Annotated in this window: 15 protein-coding genes; 4 read left to right on the top strand and 11 right to left on the bottom strand. The window is 55.3% G+C overall.

The genetic code is table 11. The features are described 5' to 3' along the window. Nucleotides 1-2 precede the first annotated feature (2 nt). The 5 genes from SYNC_RS13100 to SYNC_RS13075 form a co-directional block, all read right to left on the bottom strand. On the bottom strand, nucleotides 3-1,262 hold the full coding sequence (locus SYNC_RS13100; protein WP_011620749.1) for an HlyD family secretion protein: 1,260 nt from the start codon (nucleotides 1,260-1,262) through the stop codon (nucleotides 3-5). A 2-nt stretch (nucleotides 1,263-1,264) separates the two neighbouring features. Next, the gene (locus SYNC_RS13095; protein ID WP_011620748.1) at nucleotides 1,265-4,093 is read right to left on the bottom strand and encodes a peptidase domain-containing ABC transporter; all 2,829 of its coding nucleotides are present in this window, start codon (nucleotides 4,091-4,093) and stop codon (nucleotides 1,265-1,267) included. Nucleotides 4,094-4,227: 134 nt separating this feature from the next. Beyond that, on the bottom strand, nucleotides 4,228-4,977 hold the full coding sequence (locus SYNC_RS13090; RefSeq protein ID WP_049750371.1) for a peptidylprolyl isomerase: 750 nt from the start codon (nucleotides 4,975-4,977) through the stop codon (nucleotides 4,228-4,230). A 114-nt stretch (nucleotides 4,978-5,091) separates the two neighbouring features. After that, nucleotides 5,092-5,700, bottom strand: coding sequence for a 7-carboxy-7-deazaguanine synthase QueE (locus SYNC_RS13080; protein ID WP_011620746.1), 609 nt, complete (start codon nucleotides 5,698-5,700; stop codon nucleotides 5,092-5,094). Beyond that, the gene (locus tag SYNC_RS13075; RefSeq protein WP_011620745.1) at nucleotides 5,697-7,370 is read right to left on the bottom strand and encodes a CTP synthase; all 1,674 of its coding nucleotides are present in this window, start codon (nucleotides 7,368-7,370) and stop codon (nucleotides 5,697-5,699) included. The genes SYNC_RS13080 and SYNC_RS13075 overlap by 4 nt, the downstream gene beginning before the upstream one ends. Before the next feature lie 53 nt (nucleotides 7,371-7,423). On the opposite strand from SYNC_RS13075, the gene SYNC_RS13070 reads away from it, so the two are divergent. Beyond that, nucleotides 7,424-8,158, top strand: coding sequence for an SDR family NAD(P)-dependent oxidoreductase (locus SYNC_RS13070; protein WP_011620744.1), 735 nt, complete (start codon nucleotides 7,424-7,426; stop codon nucleotides 8,156-8,158). A 3-nt stretch (nucleotides 8,159-8,161) separates the two neighbouring features. On the opposite strand, the gene SYNC_RS13065 is transcribed toward SYNC_RS13070, so the two are convergent. The 4 genes from SYNC_RS13065 to gcvT all read right to left on the bottom strand — a co-directional run bounded on the left by SYNC_RS13065 (nucleotide 8,162) and on the right by gcvT (nucleotide 12,905). Beyond that, nucleotides 8,162-8,644: a Dps family protein gene (locus tag SYNC_RS13065; RefSeq protein ID WP_011620743.1), complete on the bottom strand. Its 483-nt coding sequence runs from the start codon at nucleotides 8,642-8,644 to the stop codon at nucleotides 8,162-8,164. Nucleotides 8,645-8,674: 30 nt separating this feature from the next. After that, a complete protein-coding gene (locus SYNC_RS13060) occupies nucleotides 8,675-9,805 on the bottom strand; it encodes an RNA polymerase sigma factor, RpoD/SigA family (protein WP_011620742.1) in 1,131 nt (376 codons plus the stop codon). A gap of 93 nt (nucleotides 9,806-9,898) precedes the next feature. Further along, on the bottom strand, nucleotides 9,899-11,734 hold the full coding sequence (gene aspS, locus SYNC_RS13055) for an aspartate--tRNA ligase (protein ID WP_041426803.1): 1,836 nt from the start codon (nucleotides 11,732-11,734) through the stop codon (nucleotides 9,899-9,901). Nucleotides 11,735-11,795: 61 nt separating this feature from the next. Continuing rightward, on the bottom strand, nucleotides 11,796-12,905 hold the full coding sequence (gene gcvT / locus SYNC_RS13050) for a glycine cleavage system aminomethyltransferase GcvT (RefSeq protein ID WP_011620740.1): 1,110 nt from the start codon (nucleotides 12,903-12,905) through the stop codon (nucleotides 11,796-11,798). 179 nt (nucleotides 12,906-13,084) lie between these two features. Between gcvT and SYNC_RS13975 the strand changes: the two genes are divergently transcribed. Then, nucleotides 13,085-13,318: a hypothetical protein gene (locus tag SYNC_RS13975; RefSeq protein ID WP_148201923.1), complete on the top strand. Its 234-nt coding sequence runs from the start codon at nucleotides 13,085-13,087 to the stop codon at nucleotides 13,316-13,318. Between the two features lie 187 nt (nucleotides 13,319-13,505). Here the strand turns inward: SYNC_RS13975 and speB are convergent, their stop codons facing one another. Further along, entirely contained in the window at nucleotides 13,506-14,384 is an 879-nt protein-coding gene (gene speB, locus SYNC_RS13045) for an agmatinase (protein ID WP_011620738.1), read from the bottom strand. Next, complete coding sequence (gene speE / locus SYNC_RS13040) at nucleotides 14,381-15,244, bottom strand: polyamine aminopropyltransferase (RefSeq protein WP_011620737.1); 864 nt, start codon at nucleotides 15,242-15,244, stop codon at nucleotides 14,381-14,383. The genes speB and speE overlap by 4 nt, the downstream gene beginning before the upstream one ends. 58 nt (nucleotides 15,245-15,302) lie before the next feature. Between speE and SYNC_RS14470 the strand changes: the two genes are divergently transcribed. Continuing rightward, nucleotides 15,303-15,494, top strand: a complete 192-nt coding sequence (locus tag SYNC_RS14470; RefSeq protein ID WP_167897249.1) for a hypothetical protein — start codon at nucleotides 15,303-15,305, stop codon at nucleotides 15,492-15,494. A gap of 432 nt (nucleotides 15,495-15,926) precedes the next feature. Then, the gene (locus SYNC_RS13030; protein ID WP_041426802.1) at nucleotides 15,927-16,154 is read left to right on the top strand and encodes a hypothetical protein; all 228 of its coding nucleotides are present in this window, start codon (nucleotides 15,927-15,929) and stop codon (nucleotides 16,152-16,154) included. The last annotated feature ends 5 nt before the right edge of the window (nucleotides 16,155-16,159 follow it).

Here is a 16,159-nt window from a genome sequence, read left to right as displayed (position 1 = left end):
TCTTAGAGCTCTCTCAAGGAATCGGTTTTGCTTCGAAACGTATTTAGAAGAAGTTGTAGATAACTAACGCTACGTAATTTGATGTTTGCTGTTAGCGACATCCCTACCTGTAGCGGCAATGTTTTGCCATTTTTAATCTTCAACTGTTGGCTATCTAATTTAATCACTGCAGGGTAGGAATATCCCTGACGCATTTGCTGTTGATCTGGTGGGAGAGCATCTGATCCTACAGAAAGGACTTTGCCCTCCAGCACTCCAAAATCGCTGGCAGGAAAGGAGTCAATGCTGATATCGGCTTGCTGCCCAATGCGCACGAATCCGATTTTGTTGCTCGGAATTTCAACATCAGCTTCCAGCGTATTGAAGGGCACAACCTTCAATACAGCCTGGGATGATTGGGCCTGAGAGATATACCCAGGGTTGTTCAACTTTAAATCAAAAACGATGCCACTCACTGGAGCCCGAAGGATTTGATTTTTGTTGGTTACCCTTACTTCGGTGAGGTTCGCATTGAGCTGAGCGCGTTCACTGCGGAGTCCTGCCAGTTCGGCGTTTAATTGTTCGATTTGTTGATTGATCTGATTGATCTGGCGTTTACCTTCAATCTCTAACTGGATCAACTCTCCTTTTAGTCCAGCCACTTTGTTGCGTTGCTGCAGGTACTGGATATCAGGTGCGGCTCCTTCTCTTGCTAAGCCTTGAAGCCGATCAAGAATCTGGCTTTCAAGATCCAAATTGTTGCCGGTGGTTGAAAGTTGCTCACGATTGAGATCTAGCGTGCGCTTGCGCTCCATTTTTTTCAGGGAGAGTTGCTCCTGTTTCTGCATGATTTGGGATGTTTTCTCCTTGACACCTTGTTCGAGAGACTTCAGTTGTTCGGCTGTGCTCTCCTGATCAAGGCGAATCAGCGCCTGGTCTTTGATCACACGTTCACCGCTTTTCACCAGAATTTCTTCGACCACTGCGCCTGCTGGGATCCGCATCTCTTTGACGTTGCCCACCGGTTCGAGTTTGCCTGTGGCCACCACCACCTCTTCGGTGCGGGCAATGCCCAGCCAGCCGATGAAAAAGACGGTTGTACCGATCAAGCTCCAGGTCACCGCTTTGACCCAAACCTGACTTTGCTGGAGGACAGCTTCGTTGTGAACACCAGTGCTGACGCTGCTTTCGAGTTTGTTCTGGGCTTGGCGGACAAGATTGCCGATGGGATTGGTACCGGTGTTACGGCTCTTTGGGGGTGGCTGTTTATTTGGTTCTGTCATGTTCAGCTGGCCTCTTGTTGGCGGTAAAGGGCGTAATAGCGGCCTCGTTTTTCCATCAATTGATCGTGTGATCCCTGTTCGACAATGGCCCCCTGGTGCATCACCACAATTCGGTCTGCCCGGCGCACAGTGGAGAGTCGGTGGGTAATGAAGAAAACGCTGCAGTCATGCAATGCATTGATCAAGTTGTCGCAAACCTTGCGTTCGGTTTCATAGTCAAGAGCGCTCGTGGCTTCATCCATCACTAGAAGTTTTGGATTGGCGAGCAGGGTCCTTGCGATTGCAATCCGTTGCCGTTGGCCACCACTGAGCGATGCGCCCCGCTCACCAACTGGCGTGGAGTAACCACTTGGCAGCTGCATGATGAATTCATGGGCGCAGGCGATCTTGGCAGCCGTCACGATCGTGTCGCTTGCAACATCAGGCTGGGTTAGCGCGATATTTTCACTCACGCTTCCAGAGAACAGAAGGGGATCCTGGGGCACGATTCCAATTTGGCGTCGCAGCGAATAAAGCTCCACTTTGTCGATGTCGTAGCCATCGATCAGGATCCTGCCTTGATCAGGGGCATAGAGCCTGGGTAGCAATTTCATCAAGGTGCTTTTTCCACTACCGCTCTGCCCCACGATTCCTACGAAGGTTCCAGCTTTCACATGCAAATCAATGTCATTCAGAACAGGTGGTGAGCTTTTGCTGAATGAGAAGCTGAGGTTTTCGAAGCTCACATCTCCCTGAAGAGAAGGAAGCGGAACTTTGGCCTTATCAAGTTCGTTCGATTCCTGAGGTGTATCGATCACATCCGCGAGACGTTCGAAACTCACTTTCAACTCCTGGATGCTCTGCCAGATGGTGGAAAGGCGTAAGAGTGGCTGGGTGACGTAACCGGAAATGATCCGGAATGCGATCAATTGTCCCAGTGTGAGGTCTCCAGAGAGAACCAATGTGGCACCGACCCAAAGCACCAGCAGCTGAGAAATTTTTTGAAGCACTTGGGATGTCTGACTCAGTGCTGTGCCGCTGATGGTTTTCTCGAAGGTGCTGCTGATGTATTCGGAATAGCGCTCTTGCCATGTATAACGACTGACCATTTCTACGTTCTGACTCTTCACCGTTTGGATACCAGTGAGCACCTCAACTAAATGACTCTGTGTTTTGGCATTTGCTTCTGCAGCTTTTCGATACTGACGCCGGAATAGTGGTGCCCCAAGCAGGGTGAGCCCCACCTGAATTGGGAGCACGGCGAGGGCGATCAGGGTCAGCAACCAGCTGTAAAACAGCATCACTGCGATGTAAATCACCGAGAAAGCAGCATCAAGAACTGTGGTGAGGGCTTGGCCAGTCAGGAAGTTGCGGATCTTCTCCAGCTCGCTGATCCTTGAACCCAGTTCACCCACGGGCCGCTTGTCGAAATAGCCAAGGGGCAAGCGCAGAAGATGGTCGATAACTTCTGCACCCAGACGTTGGTCGATGCGATTGGTTGTTTCAGCGAAGAGGAACGTTTTGAGGCTTCCAAGCACTCCTTCAAGAATGGTTACTGCAACCAGGGCAATCCCGAGCACTTGAAGGGTGTCCAAGCTGCGCTGATTAATCACCTTGTCGATGATCACCTGAATCAGCAACGGATTCGCCAGCGTGAAGAGCTGAATGACGAAGCTGGCTGCCAGCACTTGCACTAAAACGCTGCGGTAGCGCTTAAGCGCTGGCCAGAACCAACCCGGGCCGAACTTCTGTTCAGGAGTGGTATTGGTGCGATCCAGCAGCAATAATTCGATTCCTTCTGGGAAGACTTCTTCCAGTGCTGAGGCTGGTAGATCGACGAATCCCTGGCTAGGTGAGGCGAGCACGACGCCGCGTTCATCACTACGGGTCACGAGCGCAAAGCCGCCCTGCCAAGGGATCATGCTGGGGGTTTGCAAGCGGGTGCCGAAACGCGCAGCAACCTTGGCGCCCGAGACATGCAAGCCAAGACCTGCTGCGATCTGGCCACAGAGGCGCAGGGTCGGAGTCTGGCCACGGCTTAATTGTTCACGGAGAACCTTCTCAATCGCGTCGCGCCGAAATGGCAGCTTCATCAGCTTTGCCAGCATCTGGAAGCAGGCGAGGGTTTCTTGCAACGGTCCCTCTCCGCCGACGAAAAAGTCGCCGTCGTCTGATTGGCTGCTGTTGAAGCGGCTAACGGGAGGCCTCAGCGGTGCCTTGGGGATGTCTCGGTCTTTGGACTCGTCTCCTAAGTCGTTGCCGATGACTTCTTGTTTGACTACCTGCGCAGCAGCTGTGTACCTGAGTTCATGGATGGCTGCATTAGGCAGCGCAATGATTCTCAAAGGCAGCTTCTGTTGTTCAGTGGCTAAGGCTGCTATCCCTTCTGGAGTTTTGAGTTCCTGGCCGATCTTGGCATCACCTTTTTTCGAGGGGTCTCCCGCGAGGAATAGGTGTTGATTGGCTTCAAGTGCCTTTTGCGCTGCAACAGCGTCGACGGCATCGAGGATCTGCGCTTGGGGTAGCAGGTCTTCAATCCAGTTGTTCAGCGATCGAGTTTGTTTGGGGGTTTGATTCAGGAGGATTTGTAGAAGCGATGCAAGCTCGGCCGTCCATAGATGGCTGAGGCATTCGGCCCTGATGGTTGGGTTGTTTTGAGCCAGATCCAAAAAGACGTCGTCGCTCAGCCTGCGCACCACAAGCTCAGACGCTGCTCGCACGTCTTCGCAGGGAGATCCTCGTAAAAGAGAAGCAGCTCCAACCAGTTCTCCCGCTTCCAGTTTGGAGAGGGTGCTGAGTCGTCCATCTTGTTCGCCAAGAAGGCGGGCTGTGCCATGTTCGATCAACAGCACTTGGCCAGGAATAAAGCGTCCTTCGCTTAGCGGTTGTCCTAGTTCATAGCGAAGTAACTCTCCGCGTTCGAGGAAGACTTGTTTTAGGGCCTGCAGCCCATTGGATGAGTTTGACGTCAGGAGATACAGGCTTGCTATCGATCATTCTCGCGCTTGCAGACCGCTTTGACGAGATGGTTGGTCTCGCTTGCGATCCATTGCTCAAGAAGTTCCGTCGCCATGCGCTGTCGCATTGCGTCGTCGAAGCTTGCCTCCATGCGTTCTTCTAGGCGTGCCACAACCCACCACTGTTCAATGGCTATGGGTTCGAGAACAATGCCGGCGGGGGCGGTTCGTAAGAGCTGCTGAAGTTGCGGATGGGCACGCGAGATAGGGGCTGGTCCCACTCTGCCGCCACTGCGTTGCTCAGGTCCTTCGCTGTAGCCAGTCGCCAACTTCTCGAAACTCGTTTCACCGGCCTCTAATTGAAGGTAAAGCTCATGAGCGACCCCTGAGTCTTTCACCCTTAGGAGGCTGTATGTGGCCTGATCGAGAGCTTCTTTGCGTTGAAGAAATTGGGCTTCTGCTTTGGCAGAAAAAGAATCCATCGCCAGTTTGCTTAGCTTGATGGGAAGACTGAGCTGCTCAAGAAGTTCGTCTTGGCTGAGGCACCGCTCTGACAACCAGTGATTTAGGGATTCTTCGCTGTTGAGTTGCTTTTGCCGGCAATGGTTTGCGAGGGCTTGTTTCAAAAGCTCCTCAGGAGGATTGAGCTCTTGGGTCGACTCTTCAATTAGCAAACGTCGAACAAGTTGATGCAACTGGTCGGTTCGTCTCAAAAGGTCAACGGTGTTGTCCTTAACGTCTTTGAACTTCGACAGCACCATTGGACAGAAATCCTTCATGACTGAGAGGTGAGTCGTTCCAACGACTTTGATCGTGACTCAGCTCAACGTCCTCGTCATCCATTGATGACAAATTCAGATTGAATGCCGCTGACTGGTTTTGGGCAGACTGCCTCAGCGAACGCCAAGCCATTTGTGGCTTTGCATGCTCAACCTCCAGCGCTGATCTTTCTGAACTTTGCCTACGGCTAGTTGCAGGCCTTCCTTGCAGTCCCAGCCAGGCTGAAGCAGCCAATTGGCCTGGGGCGCTTGTGCTGCCACCACCTCCGCAAACAGCAAATCTGCTGGTTCGTGCACAACAACCTTGAGCTCGTGACACGCTTGCACCACATCCTGTCTTGGAGGCTTGTGGCGCTTGGGTGAAAGGGTGATCCAGTCGGGAGCACCGCTTAATCGATCGACGCCACTGGTTTCAAGATGCACGGGCTGGCTGCACCCTGAGCGAATCGCAGCGGTGAGCTCATCGAGGTTGTGGTGTAGGGGCTCCCCCCCTGTGATCACCACAAAGGCGGCTCCGGTTTCAGCGGCGGAAGTGGCTTCAATCGCCAAGTCCTTCACCAGCCGCTTTGGATGGGAGTCGGCAGGCCATGAGTGCTTGGTATCGCACCATCTACAACCCACATCGCAGCCTGCCAATCGAATGAAAAATGCACTTCGGCCCGTATGAAGCCCTTCCCCTTGAAGAGAGTGAAAGGTCTCCACAACCGGCAAACAATCGCTCAAGGCTGCAGGCTGGGATGACTGGATCCAGCCGCTGAATTGTTTTGTTGGCGCATGGCTTCGCTGGGGCTGCAAGGTAGGCGTTGTTGAGCCGCTTCGATCAGACCTCGAAATAAGGGATGGGGCCGGCCAGGTCTGGATAGGAATTCTGGGTGGTACTGGCAGGCGGTGAAGAAGGGATGTTCGGGAAGTTCGATCAGTTCCACCAACCGGCCATCGGGAGAGCTTCCGCTGATTTCATAGCCAGATTCGAGAAAAAGATTTCGGTAAGCGTTGTTGAATTCGAAGCGGTGGCGATGGCGCTCGTACACCACTTCTTCTCCATACAGCCTGGACGCCAGGCTGCCTGCTGAGACCCTGCAGGGGTAGACGCCAAGACGCATTGTGCCCCCCAGATCCACCACATCTTGTTGTTCGGGAAGGAGATGGATCACAGGATGGGTGGTTCCTGGCTCGAGCTCAGCGCTCGTGGCATCAGTGAGCCCTGCCAGATTGCGAGCCCACTCGATGACGGCGCACTGCATTCCTAGGCAAAGGCCAAGGAATGGCACGCGCTGCTCCCTCGCCCAGCGGATGGCGGCCACTTTGCCGTCAACGCCACGGTTGCCGAATCCACCTGGAACGACAACGGCGTCCATGCCTTTGAGAAGGACATCAGCGCCTTGATTTTCAATCTCTTCTGCGCAGACCCAGTGCAGATCCAGGGAGGCATCCTGGGCTAAACAGGCGTGGCGTAGCGCTTCTACGACAGAGAGGTAGGCGTCATTCAGTTGGACGTACTTGCCCACTAACGCAACTTTGACCGCCGGGCCGGGATTGCGGAGTTTGTGCACCAGTTGCGCCCAGTCCACCATGTCACTGTCGTGATCTTCGAGGTCCAAGACGTCGAGGACTTCACGGCACAGTCCTTCGTCTTCGAGGGTGAGCGGTACTGCGTAGATGCTGTCGGCGTCCAAGGAGGGGATGACCGCTCGCTGGGGCACACCGCAGAAGCCTCCGATTTTGCGTTTGAGCTCATCATTGATGTCGCGATCACTACGACAGACGAGCAGATCTGGCTGGATTCCGATCGAGCGCAGCTCTTTGACCGAATGCTGGGTGGGCTTGGTTTTCAGCTCTCCCGAAGTGCCGATAAATGGGAGCAGGGTTACGTGGATGTAAGCCAGATCTTGTCGTCCCACATCTCCTCGGAACTCTCGAATGGCTTCCAGGAAGGGCAACGACTCAATATCACCAACAGTTCCGCCGATTTCTGTAATCACAACATCGGCATTGCTGTTGGAGGCCACACGGTGAATGCGGTCACGGATTTCACCGGTGATATGGGGGATGACCTGAACGGTCCCGCCGTTGTAACTGCCTCGGCGCTCCTTGTTAATGACGGATTGATAGATCGAGCCGGTGGTCACGCTGTTCAGGCGCGACATGGCGGTGTCGGTGAAGCGTTCGTAGTGGCCAAGATCGAGATCGGTTTCTGCACCGTCTTCAGTGACAAACACCTCCCCGTGCTGAAACGGGCTCATCGTTCCTGGGTCCACATTCAGGTAGGGATCCAGCTTCAGGATTGAAACGCTGTAGCCCCGCGACTTCAGCAAGCGACCGAGGCTCGCGGCCACAATTCCTTTGCCGATGCTGGAGACCACACCGCCGGTTACAAACACGAACTTGGCCATGGCTTGCTCGGCAACATGTCAATTTACCGCTGTAGCCCCTCACCCTGGTAGCCGTGCGCACTCTCCTGATTAGTGGTGCAAGTCGTGGGATTGGTCGTGCGGTGGCTGAACGAGCTCTTGCCGACGGTCATCGCCTCAGCCTTGGGCTTCGCGACCTGGAGGCGTTGAAGCAGACGCCCCTTGATCCTGCGATAGCTGGGAGCGACAAGGTGTTGCTTTGTCCCTATGCGGCTGAAGACCCTGCGGCGGCCCAGGCCTGGGTTGAGGCAACCGCCAACCATTTTGGTGGCTTCGACAGCGTGATCCATAACGCCGGGATCTTCAGCCGTGTGCCGCTGCTATTTGAGCCCGGTGAAGACCAAGAAATCGCTCACACCATGAATGTGAACCTGATGGGACCGTGGTGGCTGACTCGCGCGGCCTGGCCGCAGTTGGCATCCCACGGAGAGGGTCGCATTCAGGTTTTGGTTTCGATGAGCGGGAAGCGCAGTAAAGGTCGCCTGGCGGCATACAGCGCCAGCAAATTTGCTCTGCTTGGTCTGTGCCAAACCATGCGCAACGAGGGATGGGCTGCCGGAATTCGGGTGACAGCGATTTGCCCTGGCTGGGTCAATACCGATATGGCAGCTGCGGTGCGTAGCGGTCCGAGCGACCGCTGGCCAACGCAATCGATGGCAGCTGAAGCGATGACTCAGCCCGAAGACATTGCTTCGATGAGTGCTGAACTGTTGAGACTTCCCAATCGGGCGGTCCCTTTTGAGCTTGCGGTTAGCTCCAGCCTGGAGTGATGCTTAGTTTTCCAGCAGGCTGCGCAGCATCCAGGCTGTTTTTTCGTGGATCTGAAGTCGTTGGGTGAGCAGGTCAGCAGTGGGTTCGTCGTTGGCAGCCTCTGCCAGAGGAAAGATGCTCCGTGCCGTACGGGCAACGGCCTCATGGCCGGTTACCAGCTCACGCACCATGTCGAGCGCGGCAGGCTGTTGCTCTGCTTCTTGGATCGAGGCCAAACCGGCCAGGGTGGAACCTCCATGGGGCGCCAAAACGCCAAGGGCGCGTATGCGTTCAGCGATCACATCCAGGGCGTTCCACAACTCGGTGTACTGGTCCATGAACATCAGGTGCAATGTGTTGAACATCGGCCCGGTCACGTTCCAGTGGAAACCGTGGGTTTTGCCGTACAACACGTACGTATCTGCGAGGAGGCGGCTGAGTTCAGCAGCGATTTCCTCCCGTTGTGCGCTGGTGATGCCGATATCGATGGCGGAGCTTTGGGCCATTGTGGATGGGAGTTGAAACGTTTGCTTGGTTTAAGAATCCAAGGATTGGATGTAATCGCGCACCTTGTTCCTGCGCTGGGGCTGGCGCAATTTCAAAAGAGCTCGGGTTTCGATCTGACGCACCCTTTCTCGGGAGAGGTTCATGTCTTCGCCGATTTGAGCGAGGGTTCGGGGGGTGTCGTCTTCAAGTCCAAAGCGACAGCGAATCACGGTGGCTTCCCTCGGGGTTAGCTCATTGAGCAAGTGTTCGAGATCGTCGTGGAGTGAATCGCGGGTAAGGGTCTGCTCTGGTGTGGCGTGTTCGTCTTCTAGGAGCTCCCCGAGCTGGGTATCTTGATCCCGGCCCACCTTGGTTTCCAGTGATACGGAGCGGGGAACGCGAGCCAGCGTTTGACGCACGGTGTCTTCGCTGACGCTGAGCTCTCTCGCCAGATCTGTCATCGAAGCGGTTCGCCCCTCATTGCTGGCGATCTCTTGCTGCACCCGTTTGATTCGGTTGAGCTTTTCGGTGATGTGGACTGGAAGGCGAATGGTGCGGCTTTGGGTGGCGATAGCCCGAGTGATCCCTTGGCGAATCCACCAGTAGGAGTAGGTGCTGAAGCGAAAACCGCGGGTGGAATCGAATTTTTCGACCGCTCGTTCGAGTCCCAAGGTTCCCTCTTGGACCAGGTCCAGAAGCTCCATACCTCGGTGCTGGTATTTCTTCGCTACAGCCACCACCAAGCGCAAATTGGCTTGGATCATCCGGTCTCTGGCCTTCCGCCCTCGACGCAGGCGTAGTTGCAGCTCCCTGCTGTCGGTGCTGATGAGGTTGGCCCAGGTTTCATAGCCCTGAGTCAGTCCCTTGTTCAGCTCTTGCAAAGGCATCTCGGCAGCTCGAGCCCACTCTTGTCTTGTGGGCCAGTGAGAGAGATGGTTGGCCTCTCTCAACTGCAGTTCCTCAAGGCACAGCAACCGTTCAATCGCCGGATGATCTTCGGCGAATTGACGTTCTTCGCGCTTCAGGCGCTCGTATTGCTGAACGAGGCGAGATAACACCACCTCGTCTTCAGCGGTGAGCAGGTCCACCCGACCGATGTCCTGCAGGTAGAGACGCAACAGGTCGTTGCCGCCGCTCCAGCGGATCGGGGCTGATCCCGTCGATGAGGAGCTGGCGGACAAAAGGCTGAGAATTCAATGAGGTATCTCAAGGTTCTCGGTTTAAGCCAGTTGGTCTTCAGAAACGTTGGTTTCTGTTCGGGTTTTGTGCTGCGACTAGTCAGTGTTTTCTGTCATGGGATCGACCCAAGTGCTGGCGACATGCAAATCCTCGAGTTGCCGTTCAGAGACCCCTGCCGGTGCAGCCGTCATCAGGCAGCGTGCCTGCTGGGTTTTCGGGAACGCGATCGTGTCGCGGATCGAATCCTCTCCGGCGAGCAGCATCACCATTCGGTCCACGCCAAAAGCCAGTCCACCGTGGGGAGGTGCGCCCATGTCGAGCGCATCGACCAAGAATCCGAACTGCTCTTGGGCCTCCTCTGGAGCAAGCCCGATGCTGTTCAGCACCTCTCGCTGCAGGGCGGAGTCATGAATACGCAGGGAGCCCCCTCCTAGTTCCAAGCCGTTGAGAACTAGGTCGTAGGCCTGGGCGCGAGCTGTGGGAAGGGTTTTCGCCCACTCCTCAGCCTTATCACCCAGGTCGCTGGTGTTCGGGGCGCAGAAGGGATGGTGCAGGGCTTCGAGCCGATTTTCGTCCTTGTTGAATTCGAACATCGGGAAATCGACGACCCACAGAAAATTCCACTGATCGTTCTCCCTGTCGGGCTTCACGAGCCCCATTTCTTTGGCGAGATATTGGCGCACGCGATCGAGAGCTTTGTTCACCGTTGCGGTGTCTCCAGCGCCAAAGAGCAGCAGGGTTCCGGGCTCAGCCCCGGTGCGCTGCAGCAGGGTTTGCTTCTGTTCGTCTGACAGGTTGTCCTTGATGGCACCAATGGTGTCGATTTCGCCGCCCTCTCTCACCCGGATGAAGGCGAGGCCACCGGCTCCTGCGGCTTGGGCTTCGCTAAAAACGTCACCACCGGGTTTGATACGCACGTTGGACACCGCGTCATTGCCCCCGGAAACCGCAATGCACTTCACGGAGCCGCCGGACTTCACCGCTCCACTAAACACCTTGAAACCCATGTCTTTCACGATGTCACTCACATTGGTGAGCTCCATGCCGTAACGGGTGTCGGGGCGATCCGTGCCGTAGCGCTCCATCGCTTCGTGCCAGGTGAGGCGGGGAAACGGTAGTGGTAGATCAATCCCTTTGATCGTTTTCCAAATAGCAGCAATCAGCCGCTCATTGAGCTCGAGGATCTGCTCCTGGCCCATGAAGCTCATTTCCATGTCCAATTGCGTGAACTCAGGCTGTCGATCTGCCCGTAGGTCCTCATCGCGGAAGCAGCGAGCCACTTGGTAGTACCGCTCAATGCCGCCCACCATCAGCAGCTGCTTAAACAGCTGAGGGGACTGGGGAAGTGCAAACCATTCACCACCACAGACGCGGCTTGGAAGGATGTAATCCCTTGCTCCCTCTGGGGTTGAGCGGGTCAGTACAGGAGTTTCTACTTCGATAAACCCTTCGTCCTCGAGGAATCGGCGTGCCGTTTGGATCGTTTGGGCACGCAAGCGCAGGTTGTCATTCATGCGCTTGCGGCGCAGATCTAAAAAGCGGTGGCGGAGGCGCAGTTCTTCGCGCGTGTTTTCCTCGTCATGCACAGACACTGGAAAGGGAAGCGTGCCTTTCACGCTGTTGAGCACGTGGATGTTGCTCGCTAAAACCTCCACCGCACCGGTGGCAAGTCGGTCGTTAAGCGACTCATCAGGACGGGCCCGAACCATGCCCTGAACTTGCAAAACGGTTTCGCTACGCAAATGTTCTGCGACGGCAAAGGCATCAGCTCCAAGGTCGGGATCCACGGTGATTTGAACCGTGCCGCTGCGGTCGCGCAGGTCGATAAAGATCACGCCTCCATGATCGCGGCGGCGATCCACCCAGCCACAGAGCTGAACGGTTTCGTCGATGTGCGTGTCGCGCAGGTCGCCGCATCCGTTGCTGCGCATGGGAGTTTCGCTGGAGAGAGGCGAGTTTCCCACAGCCTGTGCCCAGAAGCCCGTACCCCGACTAGGAACGGCGATAGAAGGGACGTTTCACGACAGTGGCCGGTTGCAGTTGCCCGCGGATCTCCACACTAAGTTCCGTGCCGAGCTTGGCCAGGGCTGGGGGAAGCGAGGCGAGAGCAATGGGCTCTTGGAGAGTGGGAGACCAGCTGCCGCTTGTCACCACGCCCACAGTCGCTCCGTTGTGGATGACGGGGTAGTCGTGGCGGGCAATCGAACGGCCCTGCAGTTTCAGTCCTACGAGACGCTTGGAAGGCCCCTGTTCGGCTGCTTGCTCGAGGGCTTGTCGTCCGATGAACAGGGCGGGCATTTCCAGATGCACCAGCCACCCCAATCCCGCCTCGAAGGGAGTGGTGGCAGCGTCCATGTCTTGGCCGTAGAGATGCATGGCTGCCTCTAGTCGCAGGGTGTCGCGAGCGCCGAGGCCGCAGGGTGTCACCCCCTCCTCGAGTAGTAGCTGCCACAGCTGTCGTCCGTCGTCTGCCTTGAGCAGCAACTCCACGCCATCCTCTCCGGTGTAGCCCGTGCGTGCTGTGAAGACCGGAGCTTGGAGTCCGTGAATATTGAGACTGCAGTGGCCGAAGCGCGGCAGTTCGCTGAGATCGCTGCCACTCAATCGCTCCAGTAGGCCGATTGCCTTTGGCCCTTGAAGAGCGAGCAATACGCCATCCTTCTTTTCGTCGAGCACCTGCAGATCAGCCCTTTCAAGATGTTGACGAATCCAGGCTGTGTCGGTCTCTGCGCAAGCTGCATTGATCACAACCAGCAGGGTTTCGTGGCTTTCGTCTAATAACGATGGCCCAAGGTCATAAATGATTAAGTCATCAATAATTCCACCTTGTTCATTCAGCAACACCGAATAGCAGGCTTGGCCAGGACCGATTCGGTGAAGATCACTCGGTACAAGTTGTTGCAACGCATCTTTGGGATTGGCACCTTCAATCCGCAGAACTCCCATGTGGGAAATATCAAACATGCCGCTGTCGCTGCGTACGGCCTTGTGTTCAGCCATGAGCCCTGAAAACTGAACGGGCATTTCCCATCCAGCGAAGGAGACCATTCGACCGCCTGCCGCGATGCAGAGGTCATGGAGCGGTGTGCAGTTTTGGTCCATGACTGAGCTGTTAGCGCTCAAATCCTATGAACCAATTTGCGCTCGTATTGGAATGAATTCTGGAATTGGAAGCAAAGCAGCAGATTGTGGTGCTTTTGTGGTGCGCTTTGACAAGCGTCCTTAGCAAGAGCCCACGTTTCAGCAGGTGTGATGTGACTCAGTCAAATTGTCAATCCTGCGTGCATTGCACTCCCCCTTCAGCAACAGGATCTGGGTGGTGTCGGTTACGACGACTCTCCGTTCATGCGGAGTTGGCGAACCAAGTGTTTTGTCACCACTGGACCTGTCGTCCGCCTTCTCTTCCCGAGCTCAATCTTCAGGAGCCCTTGTTGATCCCCTTGGATCGTCAGCTGGATTTTTGTGATTCGATGCAAACGTCTGATCAGGATTCTGAACTAACAGTTCGGCTGTAAGTATTCGTCTTGGCTTGATTTCGGCTCTTTTAAAATTTTTTGAGATTTTGATTTAGAGATTGATGATTATTGGCTTTTTGGCCTATCCATTTGATGTTTTTGCAGTCAGTTAATTGCAGCGTCGCTCTTGAGCCGAGCTGGATGTTCAGGTTCGCCTTAGCTCCTGAGCCATTGAAAGTGTGATCTACTAAGCCATCAACAGCAGCAGGCTGCGGGTGACTTTGGCGGCCAAGACGCTACTGATCCCACTTGAATCGAGTTGAGGAGCGAGCTCCACCACATCTGCGCCCATGAGGCGATGGTGGCGCAGCTCGTTGATCACAGCTGCGAAATCGTTCCAAATAAAACCACCTGGCTCTGGGGTCCCTGTCCCCGGCATTACGGCCGGGTCGAACCAGTCGAGGTCCACGGTGAGGTAGATCGGCCGTCCCCTGAGTGGGGTCATTCGCTCGGGGATCTCTTGAACTGAGATCAGCCTTTCATTGCGATGTAGCTCTTTGAATTCTTCAAAGGTGCCGCTGCGGATCGCGATCTGTAAAAGTTGTTGGCTAGGCAGCACCTCCAAACAGCGGCGCATGGCGCAGGCATGGCTGTGACGGGATCCAAGCCACTCATTCCGTAAGTCGGCATGGGCATCGAGTTGCACCAGCACGAGGTCGGGGTGTTGCTCCGCCACAGCAGCAACCGCACCAGAGCTGATGGAATGCTCACCGCCAAGCATCAGCGGCTTCATGCCTGCAGCCAGCACGGTGCCAGTGGCGTGGCGCACGGCATCCACAACGGGCTGTGGGTCGCCATAGGGAATCTCAACGGCTCCAATGTCGGCGTAAGGGATGTCTTCGAGGTCTCGATCCAGCTGGGGGCAGTAGGTCTCAAGACCTGTGCTCACTTCACGAATCGCGGCTGGGCCAAATCGGGTGCCTGGTCGGAACGAGGTGGTGCCGTCATAGGGCACGCCAAACAAGGCGATCCGGCATCCCTCTGGATCTCGCTGTCCTCCCATAAAAATGGCACCTTCGTCATCAAACAGGCTCTGATCAATCGTTTGGCTTTTGGGATTGTTCATTGATTCAGTTCCCGTTCAATAAAAGCTGGAATGGTGTTGAAGGCTCCTTGCTGCCAGCGGGGACTCCAGATGGCAGACCCTTCTGCCACGGCTGCGGCGCGCTCGCTTTGAACGGTGAGGTAACGGGGCGCATCCTTCGCAGCAAAGGTCCAGCTCCACCAGCCACTTGGATACATCGGGACCCAGCCGTAGAGAGGATCAGCATGGCCAAACAGCTCTCGAATGAGCTTCACCATGTCGATGTGCACTTGGCGGAAGGCTTCGGGTGATTCGCTTTGGGTGGCAAACACTCCCCCTGGCTTGAGGATGCGGCAACAGTTGCTGAAGAAGGCACGGTTGAACAGGCCTTCGGCAGGCCCTGTGGGGTCGGATCCATCCACTAGGACGACGTCGTAAAACGCGTTTTCGGCTTCAGCTGCCCAAGCGATGCCATCACCAATCGTTAGGTGAAAGCGAGGGTCGTGCCAACACCCGCCTCCGATTGAAGGAAGGTGTTCTTGGCTGAGATCCACAACCCGGCCGTCGATCTCCACCATGTCGAGGTGTTTCACCCCCGGGTAGCGCAGGCATTCGCGGGCGGTTCCGCCATCTCCGCCGCCAATCACCAGCACGCGCTCGATGGCCTTTGCCGAGCAGAGCGCAGGATGTACCAATGCTTCGTGATAGTGGCGTTCCTGGTGTTCTGCCGTCATCCAGCAGCCATCCAACAGGAGTCCTTTCCCGTAGCGCTGGCTATCGATCACGGTGATGCGCTGAAACGGGCTGGTCTCCTCAACCAGCACACGGCCTTCCAGGCCGTAGCGCACGCCGTTGTGGTGCTCATCAATCCAGTTGCCACTGGTCTCAGGTGCAGTGGTCATATGGCGGGGGCGCTGGACGTTCGCTCCACCCAGCTAAAACCAGCACCGGTTGGATGGCGTGTTGCCAAGGTCAGGGGTGTCAGTCGGTCGTTTAGCGATTGATGCAGTGAAGGAGTGCTGGAACGATGCCCCAGGACCGCCCTGTGAATGCAAGCTTGTTGATTCCATCGAGGGCTTCAATGGCGGTTTTCCCCTGCCTCAGGTTCAGCAGGTCAAGGCGTTAACACTACGGATCCTCCTGCTGAGCTGATCGCCTCTGTATTTGTCTAAGTTTGGGGCTGATTAGCGATGTTGGTATTTTGTTGATATGTGCATTCAGGCGTTTGAATTGTTTGTTATGAATTTGTTGCTGATAAAAGTAGAGTTCGTAGCTTTTGCAACGGCCTCATGCACACCATCTGTAGATGGTTAAAGCCGGTACGGATTGCGATGCACCCATTACATAAGTTGTTGCTGGCTGTATCGGCTCAAATAGAGAGTTATTGCGACTTAGTCGCGCCGTTGAGTTCTGTGACGCGACCCTGGTATGGGGCAAATACTTGGCAATGCTGTCTAGATAAGTTGATTCAGAAATCTCTCTCGGGTTTTGTTCAATGCAATGCAATTCATATGTTGATCTCTCAGTGAAGATATTGCTAGTTTGTCATTTGCTGAGCTAAGGAAGTCAATCTGCTGTGGGGTGATGAGTTTTTCTGCTCGCTCAAGAACAAAGTTCTTTGGTGATTATCACCCGTTGACCCCAGTCGCTACAGATAAGCTTTGGTGTGTTTATCGGGACTTGTTTATTGCCAGAGGCTTAAGCAGTGATAACTATGAGGCCATCAAAGGTGTTTTAGATGGTGAGCCTTTCATTGCAATCCATGATCAGTTTCTTCTCGATGAGGTTGCGCTCATCGACCAGGAAGGCTAAGACAG

The sequence above is a fragment of the Synechococcus sp. CC9311 genome (assembly GCF_000014585.1).
Lineage (GTDB): Bacteria > Cyanobacteriota > Cyanobacteriia > PCC-6307 > Cyanobiaceae > Synechococcus_C.
Note: the sequence above shows the minus strand (reverse complement) of the source record. Positions and strands in the feature narration are given on the sequence as shown.

Coding starts and splice junctions, on each gene's coding strand:
- SYNC_RS13100 (WP_011620749.1), bottom strand. CDS start 1,262: ATGACAGAACCAAATAAACAGCCACCCCCAAAGAGCCGTAACACCGGT.
- SYNC_RS13090 (WP_049750371.1), bottom strand. CDS start 4,977: ATGAAGGATTTCTGTCCAATGGTGCTGTCGAAGTTCAAAGACGTTAAG.
- SYNC_RS13075 (WP_011620745.1), bottom strand. CDS start 7,370: ATGGCCAAGTTCGTGTTTGTAACCGGCGGTGTGGTCTCCAGCATCGGC.
- SYNC_RS13065 (WP_011620743.1), bottom strand. CDS start 8,644: ATGGCCCAAAGCTCCGCCATCGATATCGGCATCACCAGCGCACAACGG.
- aspS (WP_041426803.1), bottom strand. CDS start 11,734: ATGCGCAGCAACGGATGCGGCGACCTGCGCGACACGCACATCGACGAA.
- gcvT (WP_011620740.1), bottom strand. CDS start 12,905: ATGGACCAAAACTGCACACCGCTCCATGACCTCTGCATCGCGGCAGGC.
- speB (WP_011620738.1), bottom strand. CDS start 14,384: ATGAACAATCCCAAAAGCCAAACGATTGATCAGAGCCTGTTTGATGAC.
- speE (WP_011620737.1), bottom strand. CDS start 15,244: ATGACCACTGCACCTGAGACCAGTGGCAACTGGATTGATGAGCACCAC.
- SYNC_RS13030 (WP_041426802.1), top strand. CDS start 15,927: ATGAGTTTTTCTGCTCGCTCAAGAACAAAGTTCTTTGGTGATTATCAC.